The 17,826-nt window shown below is 70.7% G+C and carries 13 protein-coding genes; 3 read left to right on the top strand and 10 right to left on the bottom strand.

Annotated features, from left to right (window positions below):
• Positions 1-47: 47 nt before the first annotated feature.
• Positions 48-695, bottom strand: coding sequence for a PadR family transcriptional regulator (locus ACR3IO_RS09450; protein WP_434070937.1), 648 nt, complete (start codon positions 693-695; stop codon positions 48-50).
• On the bottom strand, positions 692-1,579 hold the full coding sequence (locus tag ACR3IO_RS09445; RefSeq protein ID WP_434070936.1) for a DUF4097 family beta strand repeat-containing protein: 888 nt from the start codon (positions 1,577-1,579) through the stop codon (positions 692-694). The genes ACR3IO_RS09450 and ACR3IO_RS09445 overlap by 4 nt, the downstream gene beginning before the upstream one ends.
• A gap of 215 nt (positions 1,580-1,794) precedes the next feature.
• On the opposite strand from ACR3IO_RS09445, the gene ACR3IO_RS09440 reads away from it, so the two are divergent.
• Positions 1,795-2,553, top strand: a complete 759-nt coding sequence (locus ACR3IO_RS09440) for a MerR family transcriptional regulator (protein ID WP_434070935.1) — start codon at positions 1,795-1,797, stop codon at positions 2,551-2,553.
• 93 nt (positions 2,554-2,646) lie between these two features.
• On the opposite strand, the gene ACR3IO_RS09435 is transcribed toward ACR3IO_RS09440, so the two are convergent.
• Complete coding sequence (locus ACR3IO_RS09435; protein WP_434070934.1) at positions 2,647-3,327, bottom strand: YczE/YyaS/YitT family protein; 681 nt, start codon at positions 3,325-3,327, stop codon at positions 2,647-2,649.
• A 61-nt stretch (positions 3,328-3,388) separates the two neighbouring features.
• Between ACR3IO_RS09435 and ACR3IO_RS09430 the strand changes: the two genes are divergently transcribed.
• A complete protein-coding gene (locus ACR3IO_RS09430) occupies positions 3,389-4,840 on the top strand; it encodes a PLP-dependent aminotransferase family protein (RefSeq protein WP_434070933.1) in 1,452 nt (483 codons plus the stop codon).
• Between the two features lie 58 nt (positions 4,841-4,898).
• On the opposite strand, the gene ACR3IO_RS09425 is transcribed toward ACR3IO_RS09430, so the two are convergent.
• Together ACR3IO_RS09425 and ACR3IO_RS09420 are read right to left on the bottom strand one after the other, a co-directional pair.
• A complete protein-coding gene (locus ACR3IO_RS09425; protein ID WP_434070932.1) occupies positions 4,899-6,125 on the bottom strand; it encodes a hypothetical protein in 1,227 nt (408 codons plus the stop codon).
• Positions 6,126-6,240: 115 nt separating this feature from the next.
• Positions 6,241-7,365: a hypothetical protein gene (locus ACR3IO_RS09420; protein WP_434070931.1), complete on the bottom strand. Its 1,125-nt coding sequence runs from the start codon at positions 7,363-7,365 to the stop codon at positions 6,241-6,243.
• Between the two features lie 152 nt (positions 7,366-7,517).
• Here ACR3IO_RS09420 and ACR3IO_RS09415 point away from each other — a divergent pair, with 152 nt between their 5' ends.
• Positions 7,518-11,138 (top strand): efflux RND transporter permease subunit, encoded by a 3,621-nt coding sequence (locus ACR3IO_RS09415; protein WP_434070930.1) that lies wholly within the window; start codon positions 7,518-7,520, stop codon positions 11,136-11,138.
• A 72-nt stretch (positions 11,139-11,210) separates the two neighbouring features.
• Here the strand turns inward: ACR3IO_RS09415 and ACR3IO_RS09410 are convergent, their stop codons facing one another.
• The 5 genes from ACR3IO_RS09410 to ACR3IO_RS09390 form a co-directional block, all read right to left on the bottom strand.
• The gene (locus tag ACR3IO_RS09410; RefSeq protein ID WP_434070929.1) at positions 11,211-13,286 is read right to left on the bottom strand and encodes an ABC transporter ATP-binding protein; all 2,076 of its coding nucleotides are present in this window, start codon (positions 13,284-13,286) and stop codon (positions 11,211-11,213) included.
• On the bottom strand, positions 13,283-15,019 hold the full coding sequence (locus tag ACR3IO_RS09405) for an ABC transporter ATP-binding protein (protein WP_434070928.1): 1,737 nt from the start codon (positions 15,017-15,019) through the stop codon (positions 13,283-13,285). Before ACR3IO_RS09405 ends, ACR3IO_RS09410 begins: the two co-directional genes overlap by 4 nt.
• 14 nt (positions 15,020-15,033) lie before the next feature.
• Positions 15,034-15,708 carry a TetR/AcrR family transcriptional regulator gene (locus ACR3IO_RS09400; protein WP_434070927.1) on the bottom strand — a complete coding sequence of 225 codons (675 nt, stop codon included), beginning with the start codon at positions 15,706-15,708 and terminating at the stop codon, positions 15,034-15,036.
• A 171-nt stretch (positions 15,709-15,879) separates the two neighbouring features.
• Positions 15,880-17,241 carry an RNA polymerase sigma factor gene (locus ACR3IO_RS09395; protein ID WP_434070926.1) on the bottom strand — a complete coding sequence of 454 codons (1,362 nt, stop codon included), beginning with the start codon at positions 17,239-17,241 and terminating at the stop codon, positions 15,880-15,882.
• 43 nt (positions 17,242-17,284) lie between these two features.
• Positions 17,285-17,713: a YciI family protein gene (locus ACR3IO_RS09390; RefSeq protein ID WP_434070925.1), complete on the bottom strand. Its 429-nt coding sequence runs from the start codon at positions 17,711-17,713 to the stop codon at positions 17,285-17,287.
• Positions 17,714-17,826: the final 113 nt, after the last annotated feature.

Here is a 17,826-nt window from a genome sequence, read left to right as displayed (position 1 = left end):
CGGCAGTCGGCGGCGGAGCGCCTCGTGCCGACCCTGCCGGTCGGGCTTCAGCGTTCGGTGAACGTCGCGAGCACGTCGGCGCGCACCTGCTCGAGGCGGGCCTTCAGCATCGTGACCGCCTCGGGTCGAACCCGATCGCGGTGCGTGCGCAGGTCGGTGCGGAGCTGCTGGCGGAACGCGGCGACGGCGAGGTCGGCGTCCTGCAGTGCACGCTCGACGTCGATGCGACCGCGGTCCGCCGACCCGGCGGCGGAGGAGGCGCCACCGGTCGAGGCCGAGCTCGCCGTGGCATCCGTCGCCGCCCGCTTGGCCTCTCGGGCCGCGCTGGCGAGCTCGGCCCGCAGTGAGCGCATCGCCTCGTTCACCTCGGCGCGCACGCCGTCGGCGAGGCGGCGGACCGAGTCGGTAACCTCGTTCTCGATGCCGTCGAGCTCGTGCCGACGGGATTCGAGTTCCGCCCGGCCGGCCGCGGTGATCTCGTAGACGGTCTTGCGGCCGTCGGTCGACTTCGTGACGAGTCCCTCCTCCTCGAGCTTGGACAGGCGCGGGTAGATGGTGCCGGCGCTCGGCGTGTACGTGCCGCCGAAGCGCTCGGTGAGCGCCTGGATCAGCTCGTACCCGTGGCGGGGCTGCTCCTCGAGCAGGGCGAGCAGGTACAGGCGCAGGCTGCCGTGGGCGAAGACCGGCGGGGTCATGCTGCGCTCGTGTCGCTCGCGTCGGACGTGCCCGTCGTCGTGGTCGTGCGGGTGGTGCCCGAGGCATCCGCCGTGTCGGTGCGAACCCGGGTCATGACCGAGATCGAGCCCGAGACGCTGTTCGCGCCGAGGTCGAGCCATTCGCCCGCGAGCTCGCCCGTGATGCGCTCGAAGCCCTTGCCGAGCACGCCCTTGATGCGCGTGTCGTCGAGCAGGACGGTGCCGCCGACGGTGTTGATGCGGAAGCGGGCGCCAGCGCCGGCGTCGTAGCGCACGGTCAGTGACCCGGAGACCGTGTTCGTGTCGACGGATGACGGGGTGCCCTGCGCATCGAGGATCATGTCGCCCGCGACGGTGTCGGCGTCGAAGCGGTGGATGCGACCGGTCGCGATCACGTCGCCCGAGACCGAGTGCGCGTCGATGGATCCGACGTGGTTGCCGACCGACATCTCGCCCGAGACGCTCGAGACCTCGACGTCGCCCTCGTGGTTGTCGACGACCAGGCTGCCCGAGACGGTGCTGAGCTTCGCGTCGGTCGTGAACCCCGACACGAGCGCGTCGCCCGACACCATGCCGAGCTTCAGCGCGATGTGCCGGGGGGCGAGGATCGAGACGTCGGCCTTGGCCGACCCGGCCCAGCCCTTGAAGACGTCGATGAAGTTGTCCCAGCCGAGCTGCGGGTGGTCGATCTCGAGCACGTCGCCGTCGATCGAGACCTTCAGGTCCTTGCCGGTGACGCCCGTGATCTCGACGCGGGCGCCGGGCTCGTCGTGGGCGATGACGTCGACCTTGCCGCCGATCAGGCTGACCTTGAGGCGACGGACGAGTTCGAGGTCGATGACGCGGGACTCCCCGGGGTTGACGACCCACTGCTCGATGCTCATGAGGTGCTCCTTCTTCTCTGCGGGCGGGGAGGTCGATCACCCGCCCCGAAATCCATGTCGCGATATATCGCGTGTGCTGAGAGTCACGATATATCGCGTTTACACGGAATGCAACCCGAGAGCGGATGCCGCGAGCTTGACCTTGACGTAGCGTCAATCTCTAACGTGGCATCCGTGGGGGTGAACGCCCCGATGATCACCGAGAGGAGCACGTCGTGGACTGGTCGATCCAGGAGATCGCGAAACTCGCCGGCACCACCAGCAGGACCCTGCGTCACTACGACGACATCGGGCTGCTGGCGCCGGCCCGCGTCGCGTCGAACGGCTACCGCCACTACGACGCCGAGGCGCTCGTGCGACTGCAGCGCATCCTGCTGCTGCGCGAGCTCGGCCTCGGCCTCCCGGCGATCGCCGACGTCCTCGAGCGCGAGGACCGGGCGCCCCACGCCCTGCGCGGTCACCTCGAGTGGCTTCGCAGGGAGCAGGACCGGCTGGCGCGGCAGATCGCGTCGGTCGAGCAGACGATCGATTCATTGGAAGGAGGTGAACGACTCATGGCGGAGCAGATGTTCGACGGGTTCGACCACACCCAGTACAAGGAGGAGGTCGAGCAGCGTTGGGGCGAAGACGCGTACGCGAAGTCCGACGCCTGGTGGCGCTCGATGAGCGCCGAGGAGAAGCGCGCCTGGCAGGAGCGGCTCGCACAGCTGAGCGGCGACTGGATCGCCGCGCACGAACGCGGCATCGACCCGGCCGGCGACGAGGCGCAGGCGCTCGCCCAGCGCCACTTCGAGTGGCTTCGCGGCATCCCCGGCACTCCGGGCGGCGGCGCCCGGGGCCCGAGCCGGGAGTACTTCCTCGGCCTGGCCGAGATGTACGTGGCCGACGACCGCTTCGGTGCGAACTACGGCGGCGGCGACGGCGCCCGGTTCGTGCGGGACGCGATGACCGTCTACGCGGAGCGGAACCTGTAGCGGGGACGGCACGAGGCCCCGACCGCATCCTCCGGTCGGGGCCTCGTCGGTACGGCGGGTCGACGGGTGTCCCGACGCGTCGACCCTCCGGGCTCAGGGGGTCGCGGTGACGGGTGCGCGCTCGCCGGAGGCGCCGGCATCCGTCGCCTCGACCGGGGCGCGCCTGATGGCGAACAGCGGGATGGTGTACCCGCAGAGCGGGCCGATGAGCACGGCGAACGCGACGGTGCCGATGCCGACGTTGCCGCCGAGCAGCCACCCGGCTGCGAGCACGAGGGCCTCGATGCTCGTGCGCACGATCCAGATGGGCCATCCGGTCCGTCGGTGCAGCCCCGTCATGAGGCCGTCGCGCGGACCCGGGCCGAAGTGCGCGCCGATGTACAGGCCGGTGGCCACCGCGAGCACGAGGATGCCGGCGGCGAGCAGGAGGATTCGCACCCACAGGTCGAGGCCGGCGGGGATCAGCCACAGGCCGAGATCGGCCGCGGGCCCGACGAGGAGCACGTTCATGATCGTGCCGAAGCCGGGCTTCTGGCGGATCGGGATCCAGAGCAGCAGCACGAAGACGCTCGTGATGACCGTGATGAGGCCGAAGTTCAGCCCGGTCTGCTTCGCGATGCCCTGCGTCAGCACGTCCCACGGGGCGACCCCGAGCTCGCCGCGCACGATGAGCGCGATGGCGATGCCGTAGAGCAGCAGGCCGGCGTACAGCTGCACGAGGCGCCGAGCGAGGATCGGCGCAGGATCGCGGAATGAGGAGAATCGGCGGAGCATGGCTCAATCCAATTCCATGATTGGACTTCCCGTATACATCCAATTCTCCTAAAGTGGCCTGATGGTCGATCGGTCGCTCAGCGCACGCTCACTCGAACTCCTCCTCGGCGACTGGCGTGGCACGGGCAGCGCGTACGAGGCGCTCGCCGACCGCATCCGCCTGCTGATCGTCGACGGGCGCGTCCCGGTCGAGACCCGCCTTCCCGCCGAGCGGGACCTCGCCGAGCGACTCGGCCTCAGCCGCACCACCGTCGCGGCGGCGTACCGGCGGTTGCGCGAGCTCGACCACCTGCACAGCGTTCGAGGCTCCGGGAGTGTCGCCCGCCTCCCCGGCGCGCCCCTGATGCTGCCGGTCCCGCTCGAGTCCGAGTACCTCGACTTCTCCAAGGCTGCGCCGTCGGCCCTGCCGTGGCTCCCCGACCTGGCCCGGCAGGCCGCCGAGGACCTTCCCGCGCACCTGGGCGACGCCGGGTACGACGCGATCGGCATCCCGTCGCTGCGGCAGGCCATCGCCGACCGCTACACCGCGCGCGGACTGCCCACCTCGCCCGACCAGGTCATGGTGACCATCGGGGCGCAGCACGCGATCGCGCTGGTCTCCCGGGCCGTGATCGCCCGCGGCGACCGGGCGGTGATCGAGGCGCCGACCTATCCGCACGCCTATGAGGCGCTGCGCGGTGCCGGTGCGCGCCTCGTCGGAACGCCGGTCGTGCCGCGTGCCACCGGTGACGCCGGCGCCGAGGTCGACCGCGAGGAGGCGGCGGGGCTCGTGCAGGCGATCCGCCACTCCAATCCCGTCATCGCCTACCTGATGCCCGACTTCCAGAACCCGACCGGGCGCACGATGAGCCGCGAGTCGCGGGCGATGGTGCTGGATGCCGCGGCGCGGCAGGGCACGGTCGTCATCGCCGACGAGACCATCGCCGACCTCGACATCGACCGGGTGGGCGAGTATCCGCCCATGGCCGCCGACGGACCCGCCGTGCTCATCGGCAGCGTCGGCAAGACGGTCTGGGGCGGGCTCCGGGTCGGCTGGATCCGCGCCGACCGACCCCTGATCCGCAGGTTGCTCGCCGTGCGGTCCCCCGGCGACCTCGGCACGCCGATCCTCGAACAGCTGCTCGTGGCCCGCGCGCTCGAGCGCTTCGACGAGGTGCTCGAGCTGCGTCGCGAACAACTCCGCGCCGGTCGCGACCGGCTCGAGCGGCGCGTGGCCGAGCTGCTGCCCGAATGGAGCGTGCCGCACGTCGACGGCGGCATCGTGACCTGGGTCGGCCTCGGTGCGCCGGTCAGCTCGCAGCTCGCGCTCGCCGCGCGTCGCGAGGGGCTCATCATCACCGCCGGTCCCCGCTTCGGCATCGACGGCGCCTTCGAGCGCTTCCTCCGACTGCCGATCTGCCAGACGCCCGAGGCGACGGATGCCGCGGTGCAGGCGCTCGCGCGAGCGTGGCGCTCGCTCGCGGGGGCGCCGCTCGGCGAACCCGAGCCCGAACTGCTCGCGTCGGTCGTCTGACGGCAGGCCGAAGCGGCGGGCCGGACCGTCGAGGTCCGGACCGCCGCTTCGCCGTGGTTCAGCCCTGCAGGGCGAACCGCCGCATTCCGACGAGCACGAGGCCGAGCGCGAGCATGAGCCCCGCGAGCGGGAGCATGCTCGTGCCGGCTCCGGTCGAGGCGAGCATGCCGTCGTCGCTCGCGGTGACGACGCTCGTCACCGTCGTGGACGCCGCGGTCGTGGTGCTGCCGCCGGTGCTCCCGTCCGTCCCGTCCGTGCCCGGCGTGCCCGGTGTGCCCGGCGTGCCCGGGTCGGTCGGGTCGGTCGGGTCGGCGGGATCGGTCGGGTCGACAGGATCGGTCGGGTCCGTCGGGTCGACGGGATCCGTCGGGTCCGTCGGGTCGGCGGGATCGGCCGGGTCGACGACGGTCGTCGTCCCGTCCGTCACGCTGTCGCCGACGACCGAGACGGCGTTGCCACCGACGGTGACGGGCAGGGACAGGTCCGGAATGAGCTGTGTTCCCCCGAGCAGCCCGTCGGATCCATCCGTCGTGGCGGAACCGCCGCCCGTTCCCGGCACGACGACCGTCTCGGCGCCCGCCGACTCGCTGTCGCCGATGACGGAGATGGCGTTGCCGCCCACCGTCACGGGGATCGCGGCGTCGATGATCGCCTGGGTGCCACCGAGCAGCGAGTCGTCGCCGCTCGTGGACGCTCCGTCGCCCGAGCCCGTCGCGCCTGACGGCTCGACGGACGTCGCGGCATCCGTCGTCGACGAGTCGCCGATGACGGAGATGGCGTTGCCGCCCACCGTCACGGGAACCGCGGCGTCGATGACCGCCTGGGTGCCGCCGAGGACGCCGTCGTCACCCGAGGTCGAGGCGCTGCCCTCTGACCCGGCCGATCCGGCGGACTCGGTCGCGGCATCCGTGGACTCGCTGTCGCCGACGACCGAGATGGCGTTGCCGCCGACGGTCACCGGGACGGAGACGTCGACGAGGCCCTGCAGGCCGCCGAGCAGCGAGTCGTCACCGCTCGTGGCGGCTGCGGGTTCTGCCGCCGCCTCCGCGGGTGCGGGTGCGACCTCGGTCGCGGCATCCGTCGACGACGAATCGCCGAGGATCGAGATGCCGTTGCCCGAGGCCGTGACCGGCACCTCGATCGAGACGATCGCCTGCGTGCCCGAGAGGATGCCGTCGTCGCCGCCCGTTTCGGACGCGTGCGCGACGCCGGCGCCGAGGAGCGTGAGGCCCCCGGTTGCGAGGGTCGCATAGAGCGCCCTCATGGCGAACCGCTTGAGGTTCATGGTGTTCTCCTGACTGGATTGATGCGGATGCTCCACGCGTGGAGCGATGACCGTGTCCGCCGTCGTCCGGGCGTGCCGAATGAACGGCCCGCGAGGGCGGGCGGAACGGTCCCCGTCAGTCAGGGGTGGTGTCGGTGCCGTACACCGGCGACGACGGCAGTGCGTCATCATCGGCCGCGGAGAGTGCGAGCGACACGGTCGCATCGAGCCCCAGCGACGCGTCGACCGTGTCGGAGCCGAGAGCGCCCGATCCTCCGGCCGAACCGGCTCCCGAGCCTGCGCCGCCGGAGCCGCCGGAGCCGCCGGTGCCCACGGGCGCGCTCGACGGTCCGCCCGCGCCGCCTGGCGGGGCGAGGGACGCCGGACCCGACGCGGTCTGATGCGCGCCGACGACCGGGTCGGGCGGTGAACCGAGATCGGAGAAGCGGTCGGGCGACGTCGTGGAGCGAGCCGATGCGTCGCCGCGGTCGGCGGCGGGCGGATGCGGCCGGGCGGCCGGATTCGGAGCGACCGGTATCGTCGGCTCGCCGCCGGCCGTGCCCGGGACACCGGGGTCGACGGGGACCACCGGGTCGTCGGCGCCGTCGCCGGGAAGCACTGGAATCGCGGGGATGGTGGGGAGCACGCCGTCGGGCAGCTCGCCGGTCGACCCGACGACATGGTCGAGGGTCTCGTCGACCAGCCCGGTCACGGGGGCCACGACGACGCTCACGGCCCGGTCGCCGAGCAGCCCGTCGACGAGTCCGTCCACGATCGGCGTGTCGTCGACCACGTCGTCGACGGCGCCGGCCACGGGGTCGAGGAGCCCGCCGACCGTGCCGCCGTTCGCGACATCCGTCACCGTCGAGGTCGTGTCCTCGACGATCCCGACGACGGCCGTGTCGGTCGCGTCGACGATGCCGCCGACCGCCTCCGTGGTGTCGTCGACGAGGTCGGGAACCGTGTCGACGACCTCGGCGACGGGTTCGGGCGCGACCTCGACGACAGGATCGAGCACCGTGTTCACGGGAGCCGTGACGGAGTCGAGCACGGTCTCGAGCGTGCCGCCGACCGCGTCGGTCGTCTGCGAGACGCCGCCGACGAGGGAGCCGACCGCTCCGAGGAGGCCGGACGGGGCCTCGCCCTCATCGGCCGTGGCGCTCTGCCCGCCGGTGACGAGGGTGAGCGCGAGCCAGCCGGCCGAGAGCCCGACGCCGAGCAGGGCGTATCGAACACCCGTGCGCTGCGACGCCCTCGTCATCGAGACCACCGGATCACCCCCATCCATCCCGAACGTTACCGGCCGTCCCCCGAACGGGGCTAGTGGGCGCGACGAAATCGCGCCGATCGGATGCCCGAGTTCACAGCCATCCGTGACCGAAACGCCCCCGGCGTGCTGCGAGGATTGACCGCATGTCACTGCTCGCTGCACTCAGCATGAAGAACCGTGCCCTGATCGCGCTCGTCACCGTCGTCGTGGCGATCTTCGGCGGGCTCGCGCTGACCTCGCTCAAGCAGGAACTCGCGCCCTCGATCTCCTTCCCCCAGTTGACGATCGTCACCTCGTACCCGGGCGCGTCGCCCGACGTCGTGAACACTGACGTGTCGACGCCCATCGAGACGGCGATCCAGGGCATCACCGGCCTTGAAGACACCTCGACGACGAGCTCGACCGGCTTCTCGCGCGTGACGGCGAGCTTCACGTACGGCACCGACCTCGCGTTCGCCGAGCAGAAGCTGCTCTCCTCGGTCAACCGCATCCAGAACCAGCTGCCCGACGACGTCGACCCCCAGGTGTTCGCCCTGAGCCTCGACGACTTCCCGGTCCTGCAGATCGCCGTGACGGGCGCCGACGACCCGGCGACCCTGTCCGACGAGATCACGCGCACCACGCTCGGCGAGATCAAGGACGTCGACGGCGTCCGCGACGCGACCCTCGTCGGCGACGTCGGCCAGCGCGTGACCATCACGCCCGACGCCGAGAAGCTGGCCGCCTACGGCATCACCTCGCAGGCCATCGGCGACGCCCTCGCGCAGAACGGCGTGCTCATCCCCGCCGGATCGATCACCGAGGACGACAAGACCTACGCCGTGCAGACCGGCACGCGCATCACCGACATCGACGAGCTCTCGGCACTGCCGGTGCTCGGCGCGACCGAGCAGCAGCCGGCCGACACCGACGCGGATGCCGCATCCGGCGCGCTTCCCGATGGCGTCACGCTGCCCGACGCGACCGCGCTGCCCGGCGCCGCGGCCGCCGCGGTGAGCGTGCCCGTCGCGATCACGGTCGGCGACGTGGCATCCGTCGAGGTCACCGAGAACCCCGTCACGAGCATCTCGCGGGTGAACGGCGAGCCCGCGCTGACGATCCAGGTCACGAAGCTGCCCGCGGCGAACACGGTCGAGGTCTCGAACGCCGTCACCGCCCTGCTGCCCGACCTGCAGGCCTCGCTCGACACGACGAACCCCGGTGCCGAGTTCACCGTGGTCTTCGACCAGGCCCCGTACATCCAGCAGTCGATCGAGTCGCTCGCGACCGAGGGGCTGCTCGGGCTCGCGTTCGCCGTGATCGTCATCCTGCTGTTCCTCATGTCGGTGCGCGCGACCCTCGTCACGGCGATCTCGATCCCGACCTCCGTGCTCATCACCTTCATCGGGCTGCAGGCCACGGGATACACGCTGAACATCCTGACCCTCGGCGCCCTCACGATCGCGATCGGGCGCGTCGTCGACGACTCCATCGTCGTGATCGAGAACATCAAGCGGCACCTGGTCGCCGGCGTCGACAAGGCGTCCACGATCGTGCACGCCGTCCGCGAGGTCGCCGGCGCCATCACGGCGTCCACCATCACCACGGTGGCGGTGTTCCTGCCGCTCGCGCTCGTCGAGGGCGTGACGGGCGAGCTGTTCCGTCCGTTCGCGTTCACCGTCACGATCGCGCTGGTCGCGTCGCTGCTCGTCTCGCTCACGATCGTGCCCGTGCTCGCGTACTGGTTCCTCAAGCCCGCGAAGCTGCACCGGCACGAGGAGGAGGCCGAGGTCGCCGCGGCGGCGTTCGTCGACGACGTCTGGCTCGCGCCCGAGCTCCGCGGACCCGAGGGCGAGGCCGGACTCGGCCGGCCGGCACCCGGCGTGGGCGCGGCATCCGGGCGTCCCGCTGGCGGCACGGCCGTGCTCGAGGCCGCTCCGGCGGTCGTCGCACCCCACGTCGACGAGCTCGAGCACCCCTCGCGGCTGCAGCGCGGGTACCTCCCGATCATCGCCTGGACCCTGAAGCACAGCGTCGTGACGATCCTCATCGCGGTGCTGGTGCTCGCCGGCACCGTCGCGATGACCCCGCTCATGAAGACGAACTTCCTCGGCTCCTCCGGACAGAACACGTTCCAGGTCACCCAGGAGCTGCCCGTCGGCACGAGCCTCGACGCCATGGATGCGGCGTCGGAGCCGGTCGAGGACGCGATCCGCGGCACCGAGGGCGTCGAGACCGTGCAGACCTCCATCGGGTCGAGCGGGCAGGACCTCGCCGCCATCTTCGGCAGCGGCGGCGCGACGGTGACCTACTCGATCACGACCGACGAGGATGTCGACCAGGAGGCGCTCCAGGCCGAGGTGCGGGACGAGATCGACGGGCTCTCCGACGTCGGCGAGGTCACCCTCACGGCATCGAGCGGCTTCGGCGCCTCGAACGACATCGCGGTGAACATCACCGCCTCGAACGCCGAAGACCTCGAGAAGGCGACCGATGCCGTCGTCGACGAGTTCGAGAGCTTCGACTCGCTCACCCAGGTGAGTTCGAACCTCGGCGAATCGCGCGAGTACATCGCGGTCGAGATCGATCGGGATGCCGCGGCCGAGGCCGGGTACTCCGAGGTCGCCCTCGGCGGGTACGTGTCGGGCAATGTGTCCCCGCAGACCAAGGGCTCCATCGTGATCGACGAGCAGACGCTCACGATCTACATCGCCGACGAGAACCCGCCGACGACCATCGAGGAACTTCAGGCGCTCGAGATCCCCACGGCCACGGGACTCGTCCGGCTCGACACACTCGCGGCCGTCGAGACGGTCGACGGCCCGACCTCGATCACCACGGTGCAGGGGCTCCGAAGCGCGACCGTGACGGCCACTCCGTCCGGTGACGACCTCACGGCCGCGAACGCCGACGTGCAGGTCGCCCTCGCCGAGGTCGACCTGCCGGCCGGCACGTCGGCGGAGATCGGGGGTGTCTCGGCCGACCAGGCGGAGTCGTTCTCGCAGCTCGGGCTGGCGCTGCTCGCCGCGATCCTCATCGTCTACATCGTGATGGTCGCCACGTTCCGCTCGCTCCTGCAGCCGCTGCTGCTGCTCGTGTCGGTGCCGTTCGCCGCAACCGGCGCGATCGCGCTGCAGGTCATCACGGGCGTCCCGCTCGGCGTGCCCTCGCTCATCGGCGTGCTGATGCTGGTCGGCATCGTGGTGACGAACGCGATCGTCCTCGTCGACCTGGTGAATCAATACCGAGACCGGGGCATGAACGTGCGGGACGCCCTCGTGCACGGCGCATCCCGTCGTCTCCGGCCGATCCTCATGACCGCGCTCGCGACGATCTTCGCCCTCGTGCCGATGGCGCTCGGCATCACCGGACACGGCGGCTTCATCTCGCAGCCGCTCGCGATCGTCGTGATCGGCGGCCTGTTGTCGTCGACGGTGCTGACCCTCGTCGTGCTGCCCGTGCTCTACAACCTCGTCGAGGGCGGACGCGAGCGTCGGGCGGCCAAGCGCGCCGCCCGCGCGAAGGACGGCGGCAGCCGGGTCGCACCCGTGCTCGCAACGGCCGGCGCCGGCGTCGAGACGTCGGCCGCACAGCCGTCCGCCGCGCAGCCGTCCGCCGGGCAGCCGACGTCCGACGCATCGGGCTCGGTTCCCTCCGACACGGAGGCACCGGCATCCGGGGCCGAGACCGCGACCGACGCCGAGCCGGCGGTCGAGCCGCGGCCGGAACCCGGCGCCGAGCCCGGTTCGGCGCCCGACTCGGACTCCGACTCCCCGAAGGCCTGACCCGCGACATCCGGCGATGACGAAGGGGCTGTGCGCGATCGCTCGCGCACAGCCCCTTCGTCGTGACCCCGATCAGACCTGTTCGTCGACCGGCGCCTCGAACTGCGCGTTGTACAGGCGGTAGTAGGCGCCCTTGGCGTTGAGCAGCTCGGTGTGCGATCCCTGCTCCACGATCGAGCCGTTCTCCATGACCAGGATCACGTCGGCGTCGCGGATGGTCGACAGCCGGTGCGCGATGACGAAGCTCGTGCGGTCGGCGCGCAGTGCCGCCATGGCCTTCTGCACGAGCACCTCGGTCCTGGTGTCGACCGAGCTCGTCGCCTCGTCGAGGATCAGCACGCTCGGTCGAGCAAGGAACGCCCGTGCGATGGTGATGAGCTGCTTCTCGCCGGCCGAGAGGTTGCCTGCCTCGTCGTCGAGCACGGTGTCGTACCCGTCGGGCAGCGCGTGCACGAACCGGTCGACGTAGGCCGCGACGGCCGCGGCGAGGATCTCCTCCTCCGTGGCGCCCGGGCGACCGTAGGCGATGTTGTCGCGGATCGTGCCCCCGAACAGCCACGTGTCCTGCAGCACCATGCCCGTGCGCGAGCGCAGGTCGTCGCGGGTCATGTCCGCGATGTCGACGCCGTTGAACGTGATGCGGCCGGAATCGACGTCGTAGAACCGCATGATGAGGTTCACGAGCGTCGTCTTGCCCGCGCCGGTCGGGCCGACGATCGCGACCGTCGAGCCGGGTTCCGCCACGAGGTTCATGTGCTCGATGAGCGGCTTCTCGGGCGAGTAGCTGAACGAGACGTCCTCGAAGGCGAGCCGTGCGCCGGATTCCCCGCCGTCGATCACGGATGCCGGTGACGCCGGCGTCGCGGGGTCGGAGTCCTGCTCGTCGGCGTCGAGCAGCTCGAAGATGCGCTCGGCGCTCGCAACGCCCGACTGCAGGAGGTTCGCCATCGAGCCGAGCTGGCTGAGCGGCTGCGTGAACTGCCGAGAGTACTGGATGAACGCCTGCACGTCGCCGAGGCGCATGGTCCCGGCGGCCACCATGAGGCCGCCGACCACGGCGATCGCCACGTAGACGAGGTTCCCGACGAACATCATCGCGGGCATGATGATGCCCGAGACGAACTGGGCGCCGAAGCTGGCGGTGTAGAGCTCGTCGTTCTTCTCGTCGAACGCCGCGTCGACCTCCTTCTGCCGGCCGAACACCTTGACGAGCGCGTGGCCGCTGAAGGTCTCCTCGATGCGGGCGTTGAGGGCGCCGGTGTGCTTCCACTGGGCGGCGAAGAGCTTCTGCGAGCGCTTCGCGATCACGACCGTGATCACCGCCGACAGCGGAACCGTGACGAGGGCGACGAGCGCGAGCAACGGGGAGATCGTGAACATCATCACGAGCACGCCGACGACGGTGAGCAACGAGGTGAGCATCTGGCTCATCGTCTGCTGCAGGCTCTGCGAGACGTTGTCCATGTCGTTGGTGACCCGCGAGAGCACCTCGCCGCGCTGCAGGCCGTCGAAGTACTTGAGGGGCAGGCGATTGATCTTCTCCTCGACGTCCTCGCGCAGGCGGTACACGGTGCGCTGGATCGCCCCGTTCAGCACCCAGCCCTGCAGCCACATGAAGAGCGATGCGAGCAGGTACAGCACGAGCACGCCGATGAGCACCATGCCGAGCGCCTGGAAGTCGATGCCGGCACCGACGCTGAAGTCGTTCATCGCGGCGACCATGTTCGCGATGTCGTCCTGCCCGGCCGCCCGGAGCATGTCGACGGCCTCGGCCTGGGTGGTGCCCGCGGGCATCTGCTGCCCGAGGGCGGACGAGACCACGCCCTCGAAGATGATGTTCGTGCCCTCGCCGAGGAGCTTCGGGCCGAGCACGGTGAAGACCACGCCGATGATCGCGAGGATCGTGACCGTGATGACGGGCCAGGCCTCGGGACGGAGCCGGCCGATCAGGCGCCTGGCCGAGGGGCCGAAGTTCATGGCCTTCTGCACGGGCCCCTGGGCGCCGCCGCCGAATGGACCTCCGCCTCGTCGCGGCGGCGCCGCGGAGGGTGCGGGGGCGGCTTCGGCCTCCGAGGCGATCTCGGACTGCGTTGCCGCGCTGATCGAGCCCGTGTCGGGCCCTGCGTCGTTGCGCTGCTCGGTGGTCATGCTGCGGCCTCCTCGGCGCTGAGCTGGCTGGAGACGATCTCCTCGTACGTAGGCGAGCTCGCGAGGAGCTGCTCGTGGGTGCCGCGCGCGACGATCTCACCGTGCTCGAGCACGAGGATCTGGTCGGCGTCGACGATGCTCGAGACGCGCTGGGCCACGACGAACATCGACGCGTCGCCGATGTCGGCTCGGAGCGCTCGGCGGAGGCGCCCGTCGGTCGCCACGTCGAGTGCCGAGAACGAGTCGTCGAACACGTAGATCTCTGGCCGCTTCACCAGCGCCCGCGCGATCGCGAGTCGCTGGCGTTGCCCGCCCGAGACGTTCGTGCCGCCCTGGGCGATCGGGGCTTCGAGCCCGCCGGGCATCGCCGCGACGAATGCGCGGCCCTGCGCGACCTCCAGTGCGTGCCAGAGCTCCTCGTCGGTGGCGTCGGGCTTGCCGTACCGCAGGTTCGAGGCGACCGTGCCCGAGAACAGGTAGGGCTTCTGGGGCACGAGTCCGATGCGCTCCCAGAGGGCGTCGGGTTCGAGGTCGCGCACATCCACGCCGTCGATCCGCACGCTGCCCTCCGTCGCATCGAAGAGCCGCGGCAGCAGGTTGACGAGCGTCGTCTTGCCGGCGCCCGTGCTGCCGATGACCGCGGTGGTCGTGCCCGGCTCGGTGAGGAACGTGAGCCCGCGGAGCACCGGCGCCTCGGCGCCCGGGTACGAGAAGCTCACGTCGTCGAACTCGATCGCACCGTGCATGGAGATCTCGGAGACGGGCTGGAGAGGCGGCACGACGCTCGACTCGGTGTCCAGCACCTCGCCGATGCGGTCGGCGCTCACCGAGGCCCGCGGGATCATCACCGCCATGAACGTCGCCATCATGACCGCCATGAGGATCTGCATCAGGTACTGCAGGAACGCCATGAGCGTGCCGACCTGCATGCTGCCGTCCTCGACGCGGAACGCGCCGAACCACAGCACGGCGACGCTCGAGACGTTGAGCACCGCCATGACCACGGGGAACATCAGGGCCATGAGCCGCCCGGCGCGCGTCGCGACATCCGTGATCTCGGTATTCGCGACCGCGAACCGATCGCGCTCGACGGGCTCGCGCACGAACGCGCGGATGACGCGGATGCCGGTGAGCTGCTCGCGCAGCACGAGGTTCACGCGGTCGATCTTGGTCTGCATCACCCGGAACAGCGGCAGCATGCGCGTCACGATGAGGCCGACGGCGATGAGCAGGACCGGGACGCTGACCGCGATCAGCCAGGAGAGCTCGAGGTCTTGCTGCATCGCCATGATCACGCCGCCGATCGCGAGGATCGGTGCGGAGACGAGCATGGTCGAGGTCATCAGCACGAGCATCTGCACCTGCTGCACGTCGTTCGTGGTGCGCGTGATGAGCGACGGGGCGCCGAACTTCGAGACCTCGCGCTCGGAGAAGGCGCCGACCTTGCGGAACACCCCGCGCCGCAGGTCTCGGCCGACGGCCATCGCCACCTTCGCGCCGAAGAACACGGCGGTGATCGAGCACGCGACCTGCGCGAGGGTGATCAGCAGCATCCATCCGCCGGTCGTGAGGATGTACGCCGTGTCGCCGGTGGCGACGCCGTTGTCGATGATGTCCGCGTTCAGGGTCGGCAGGTAGAGCGACGCCATCGACTGGGCGAGTTGGAAGACGATCACGCCCGTGACCAGCCACCAATATGGCTTCACGTAGCGCTTCAACAGGGTCATCAGCATGCGGATGCGGCTTTCTACGAGGTGGCGGATGCGGATGCGGCGGTGGTACCGACGGCGGATGCCGCGGCGTCGCGTTCGGCGGCGGTCGCGGGAGCGCGGTCGCCGGGAGATGGGGTGGAGAAGCCGTGGAGCAGCAGCGCGCTGATCTCCTCGGCCGGCACGATGTCGCCTCCGGTGATGAGCGGATGCGTCATCGAGAAGGTCGCGTACCGGATGAACTGAGCGGCCCGTCGAGGCGACACCGTGAGCTGTTCGCGGTGCGGCAGCAGCACGTCGGCGATCGCCTGGATGACGGGTTCGTTGTCGGGCGGGCGACGCTTGGCGTTCTCGGGCGTGCGCTCGTGGAACCCGAGGATCGCGACGAGCGCGAAGATCTGCTGGGTGCGGTGCTGCGTGAGTTCGACGATCTGGCGGATCACTTCGTCGAGCTCGGTGGCCCCGGGGATGTCCCTGATGGCATCCACCATCGAGGTGGCCTCGATGTGCCGGTGGATCGCGGCGTGGATGATCTCGTCCTTGTCGTCGAACACGGAGTAGAGCGTCCCCTCGGCGACGCCGGCCGCCTTGGCGAGCTGCTTGCTCGTCACGTCCCGCCCGTACTGCACGAGCAGCGGGATCGCGGCGTCCATGATCGACGCCCGGCGTTCGTCACGGCTCAGCGATTTCGCACGGGTCGGCTTCTCGGTCATGCGGGAAGTGTAATTGAATGAGCGCTCACTCAGAAGCCCGCGACGTGCGATCTCGTTCCGCTTTCAGCGATCGCGACGCCCACCCTGCAGGTCCTGACGCCGGTCGGGTGAGCAGATGCCGCGGCGTGGCCTGATGCCCGCGGTGCGCGGCGCACCCGGTGTCGGAACGGCTCACGCACTCCCCAGCGCGGCGGCCCTCTCGAGCAGCGCCGCTCGCTCGCGTTCATTGCCCGTGAGACGCGCGGCGGTGGTGAGTTCGCCCCGCGCCTCCTGGGTACGGCCGAGTCGTGCCAGCACCTCGCCCCGCACCGCCGGCAGTCCGGGATACCCGGCGAGTCGTCCTGCGCGCGCGAGGTCGTCGAGGATTCGCAGCGCGCTCGCCGGCCCGGTCGACATCGCGACCGCGACCGCACGGTTCAGCTCGACCACGGGCGAGGGCGCGATGCGACCCAGCGCCTCGTAGAGCATCACGATCCGTGCCCAGTCGGTGTCCTCGGGTCGCGCGGCGACGGCATGGCACTCGGCGATCGCGGCCTGGAGTCCGTACGAGGCCCGGCCGCGGCCGATGCGGTCGGCATGGGCGAGCGCCGCGCGTCCGCGCTCGATCTGCGCGCGATCCCATCTCGTCCGATCCTGCTCGTCGAGCGGGATCGGAACGCCGTCGGGACCGACGCGTGCGGCGAATCTCGACGCATGGAACTCCATGAGCGCCACGAGTCCGTGCGCCTCCGGCTCGCGGGGCATGAGCGCCGCGACGACCCGCGCAAGGCGAAGCGCCTCGGCCGCGACATCGGGGCGCACCCAATGCTCACCCGACGCGGGCAGGTAGCCCTCGTTGAACACGAGGTAGAGCACTGAGAGCACCGAGCCCAGGCGTGCGGGGTAGTCCTGCGGCTCGGGCACCTCGAACGGAACCGCTGCGGCCGTCAGCGTCTTCTTCGCCCGCACGATGCGCTGCTGCACCGTGGCGACGGGCACGAGGAACGCCCGTGCGATCTCCTCGCTGGTCAGGCCGCCGACGACTCGCAGGGTGAGCGCGACCTGCGCCTCGCGGGAGAGCACGGGGTGGCACGACACGAACACGAGCCGGAGCACGTCGTCGTCGATCGTGTCGGGGTCCCATCCCCGGTCGGATGCCGCCTCGCCGCGCTGTTCGAGGTCGTGCGCGATGGTGGCGTAGCGCGCATCGAGCCGCTCGCGCCTGCGCCATGTGTCGATCGCCCGCCGCTTCGCGACGGTCGTCAGCCAAGCGCCCGGGTTCGACGGGATCCCGTCGACCGGCCACTGTCGCAGCGCCTCGAGCAGCGCCTCCTGGGCGAGGTCCTCGGCCTGCTCGACGTCGCCCGCGGCGAAGCGGGCGAGCGTCGCGACGATGCGCGCCGACTCGATGCGCCAGACCGCCGCGACGGCGCGACGAGCGCGGCCGGCGGCGTCTGCACGCGCGACCTCGCTCGTCGCATCCGAATCGACCGCGGCATCCGCACTCGTCTCGGTCGTCGCGATGTCGCTCGCATCCGCTCCGCGTTCGCTCATGTTCCGCTCACGCCCTTCCGGTCGTCCGGCCGCGTGCGACTCGTCATTCCCCGGCCGCGGCGGCCTCGGCGTCGGCCCGCCAGCCGGCCTCCTTCTGGATCCACTCGTTGTCCTGCGGGAAGTCCTCGAGCTCGTTCACCCGGCGCACCTCGAGTCGCGTGCCCGGACCGAGCGGGCACCGCTTCGCCCACTCCACGGCCTCCTCCTTGCTGGAGACGCCGATGATCCAGAACCCGTTGAACAGTTCCTTCGCCTCGGCGTACGGGCCGTCGGTGACGACCGGCGGGGTCGAGTCGAAGTCCACGACGAACCCCTCCTGCGCGTCGGCCAGCCCCTCGCCGGCGAGCAGGACCCCCGCCTTGATGAGCGACTCGTTGTACGCGCCCATCGCCGCGATGACCTCGGTGAAGTCGAGCTCCTCGTAGTTGGCGATGCCCTGGTCGTCGGCGCGCATGATCAGCATGTACTTCACGGTGTTCTCCCTCTTCGGTCGGGCCGGATGCCCGTTCACCTCTGCGTCGAACGACACCTGCCCCGGATCGACATCACGTGGAATTTCCTTCGAGCAAGTCTGGTCGCAGGGGG

The sequence above is a fragment of the Agromyces sp. Marseille-Q5079 genome, assembly GCF_051016555.1.
Classification (GTDB): Bacteria; Actinomycetota; Actinomycetes; order Actinomycetales; family Microbacteriaceae; genus Agromyces.
This window is presented reverse-complemented; position numbering and strand designations above follow the sequence as displayed.

Excerpts from the sequence above, each read along its gene's own strand:
- ACR3IO_RS09425 (WP_434070932.1), bottom strand. The coding sequence starts at position 6,125 with ATGAACCTCAAGCGGTTCGCCATGAGGGCGCTCTATGCGACCCTCGCA.
- ACR3IO_RS09405 (WP_434070928.1), bottom strand. The coding sequence starts at position 15,019 with ATGCTGATGACCCTGTTGAAGCGCTACGTGAAGCCATATTGGTGGCTG.
- ACR3IO_RS09430 (WP_434070933.1), top strand. The coding sequence starts at position 3,389 with ATGGTCGATCGGTCGCTCAGCGCACGCTCACTCGAACTCCTCCTCGGC.
- ACR3IO_RS09415 (WP_434070930.1), top strand. The coding sequence starts at position 7,518 with ATGTCACTGCTCGCTGCACTCAGCATGAAGAACCGTGCCCTGATCGCG.
- ACR3IO_RS09400 (WP_434070927.1), bottom strand. The coding sequence starts at position 15,708 with ATGACCGAGAAGCCGACCCGTGCGAAATCGCTGAGCCGTGACGAACGC.
- ACR3IO_RS09445 (WP_434070936.1), bottom strand. The coding sequence starts at position 1,579 with ATGAGCATCGAGCAGTGGGTCGTCAACCCCGGGGAGTCCCGCGTCATC.
- ACR3IO_RS09395 (WP_434070926.1), bottom strand. The coding sequence starts at position 17,241 with ATGAGCGAACGCGGAGCGGATGCGAGCGACATCGCGACGACCGAGACG.
- ACR3IO_RS09435 (WP_434070934.1), bottom strand. The coding sequence starts at position 3,327 with ATGCTCCGCCGATTCTCCTCATTCCGCGATCCTGCGCCGATCCTCGCT.
- ACR3IO_RS09450 (WP_434070937.1), bottom strand. The coding sequence starts at position 695 with ATGACCCCGCCGGTCTTCGCCCACGGCAGCCTGCGCCTGTACCTGCTC.
- ACR3IO_RS09410 (WP_434070929.1), bottom strand. The coding sequence starts at position 13,286 with ATGACCACCGAGCAGCGCAACGACGCAGGGCCCGACACGGGCTCGATC.
- ACR3IO_RS09420 (WP_434070931.1), bottom strand. The coding sequence starts at position 7,365 with ATGACGAGGGCGTCGCAGCGCACGGGTGTTCGATACGCCCTGCTCGGC.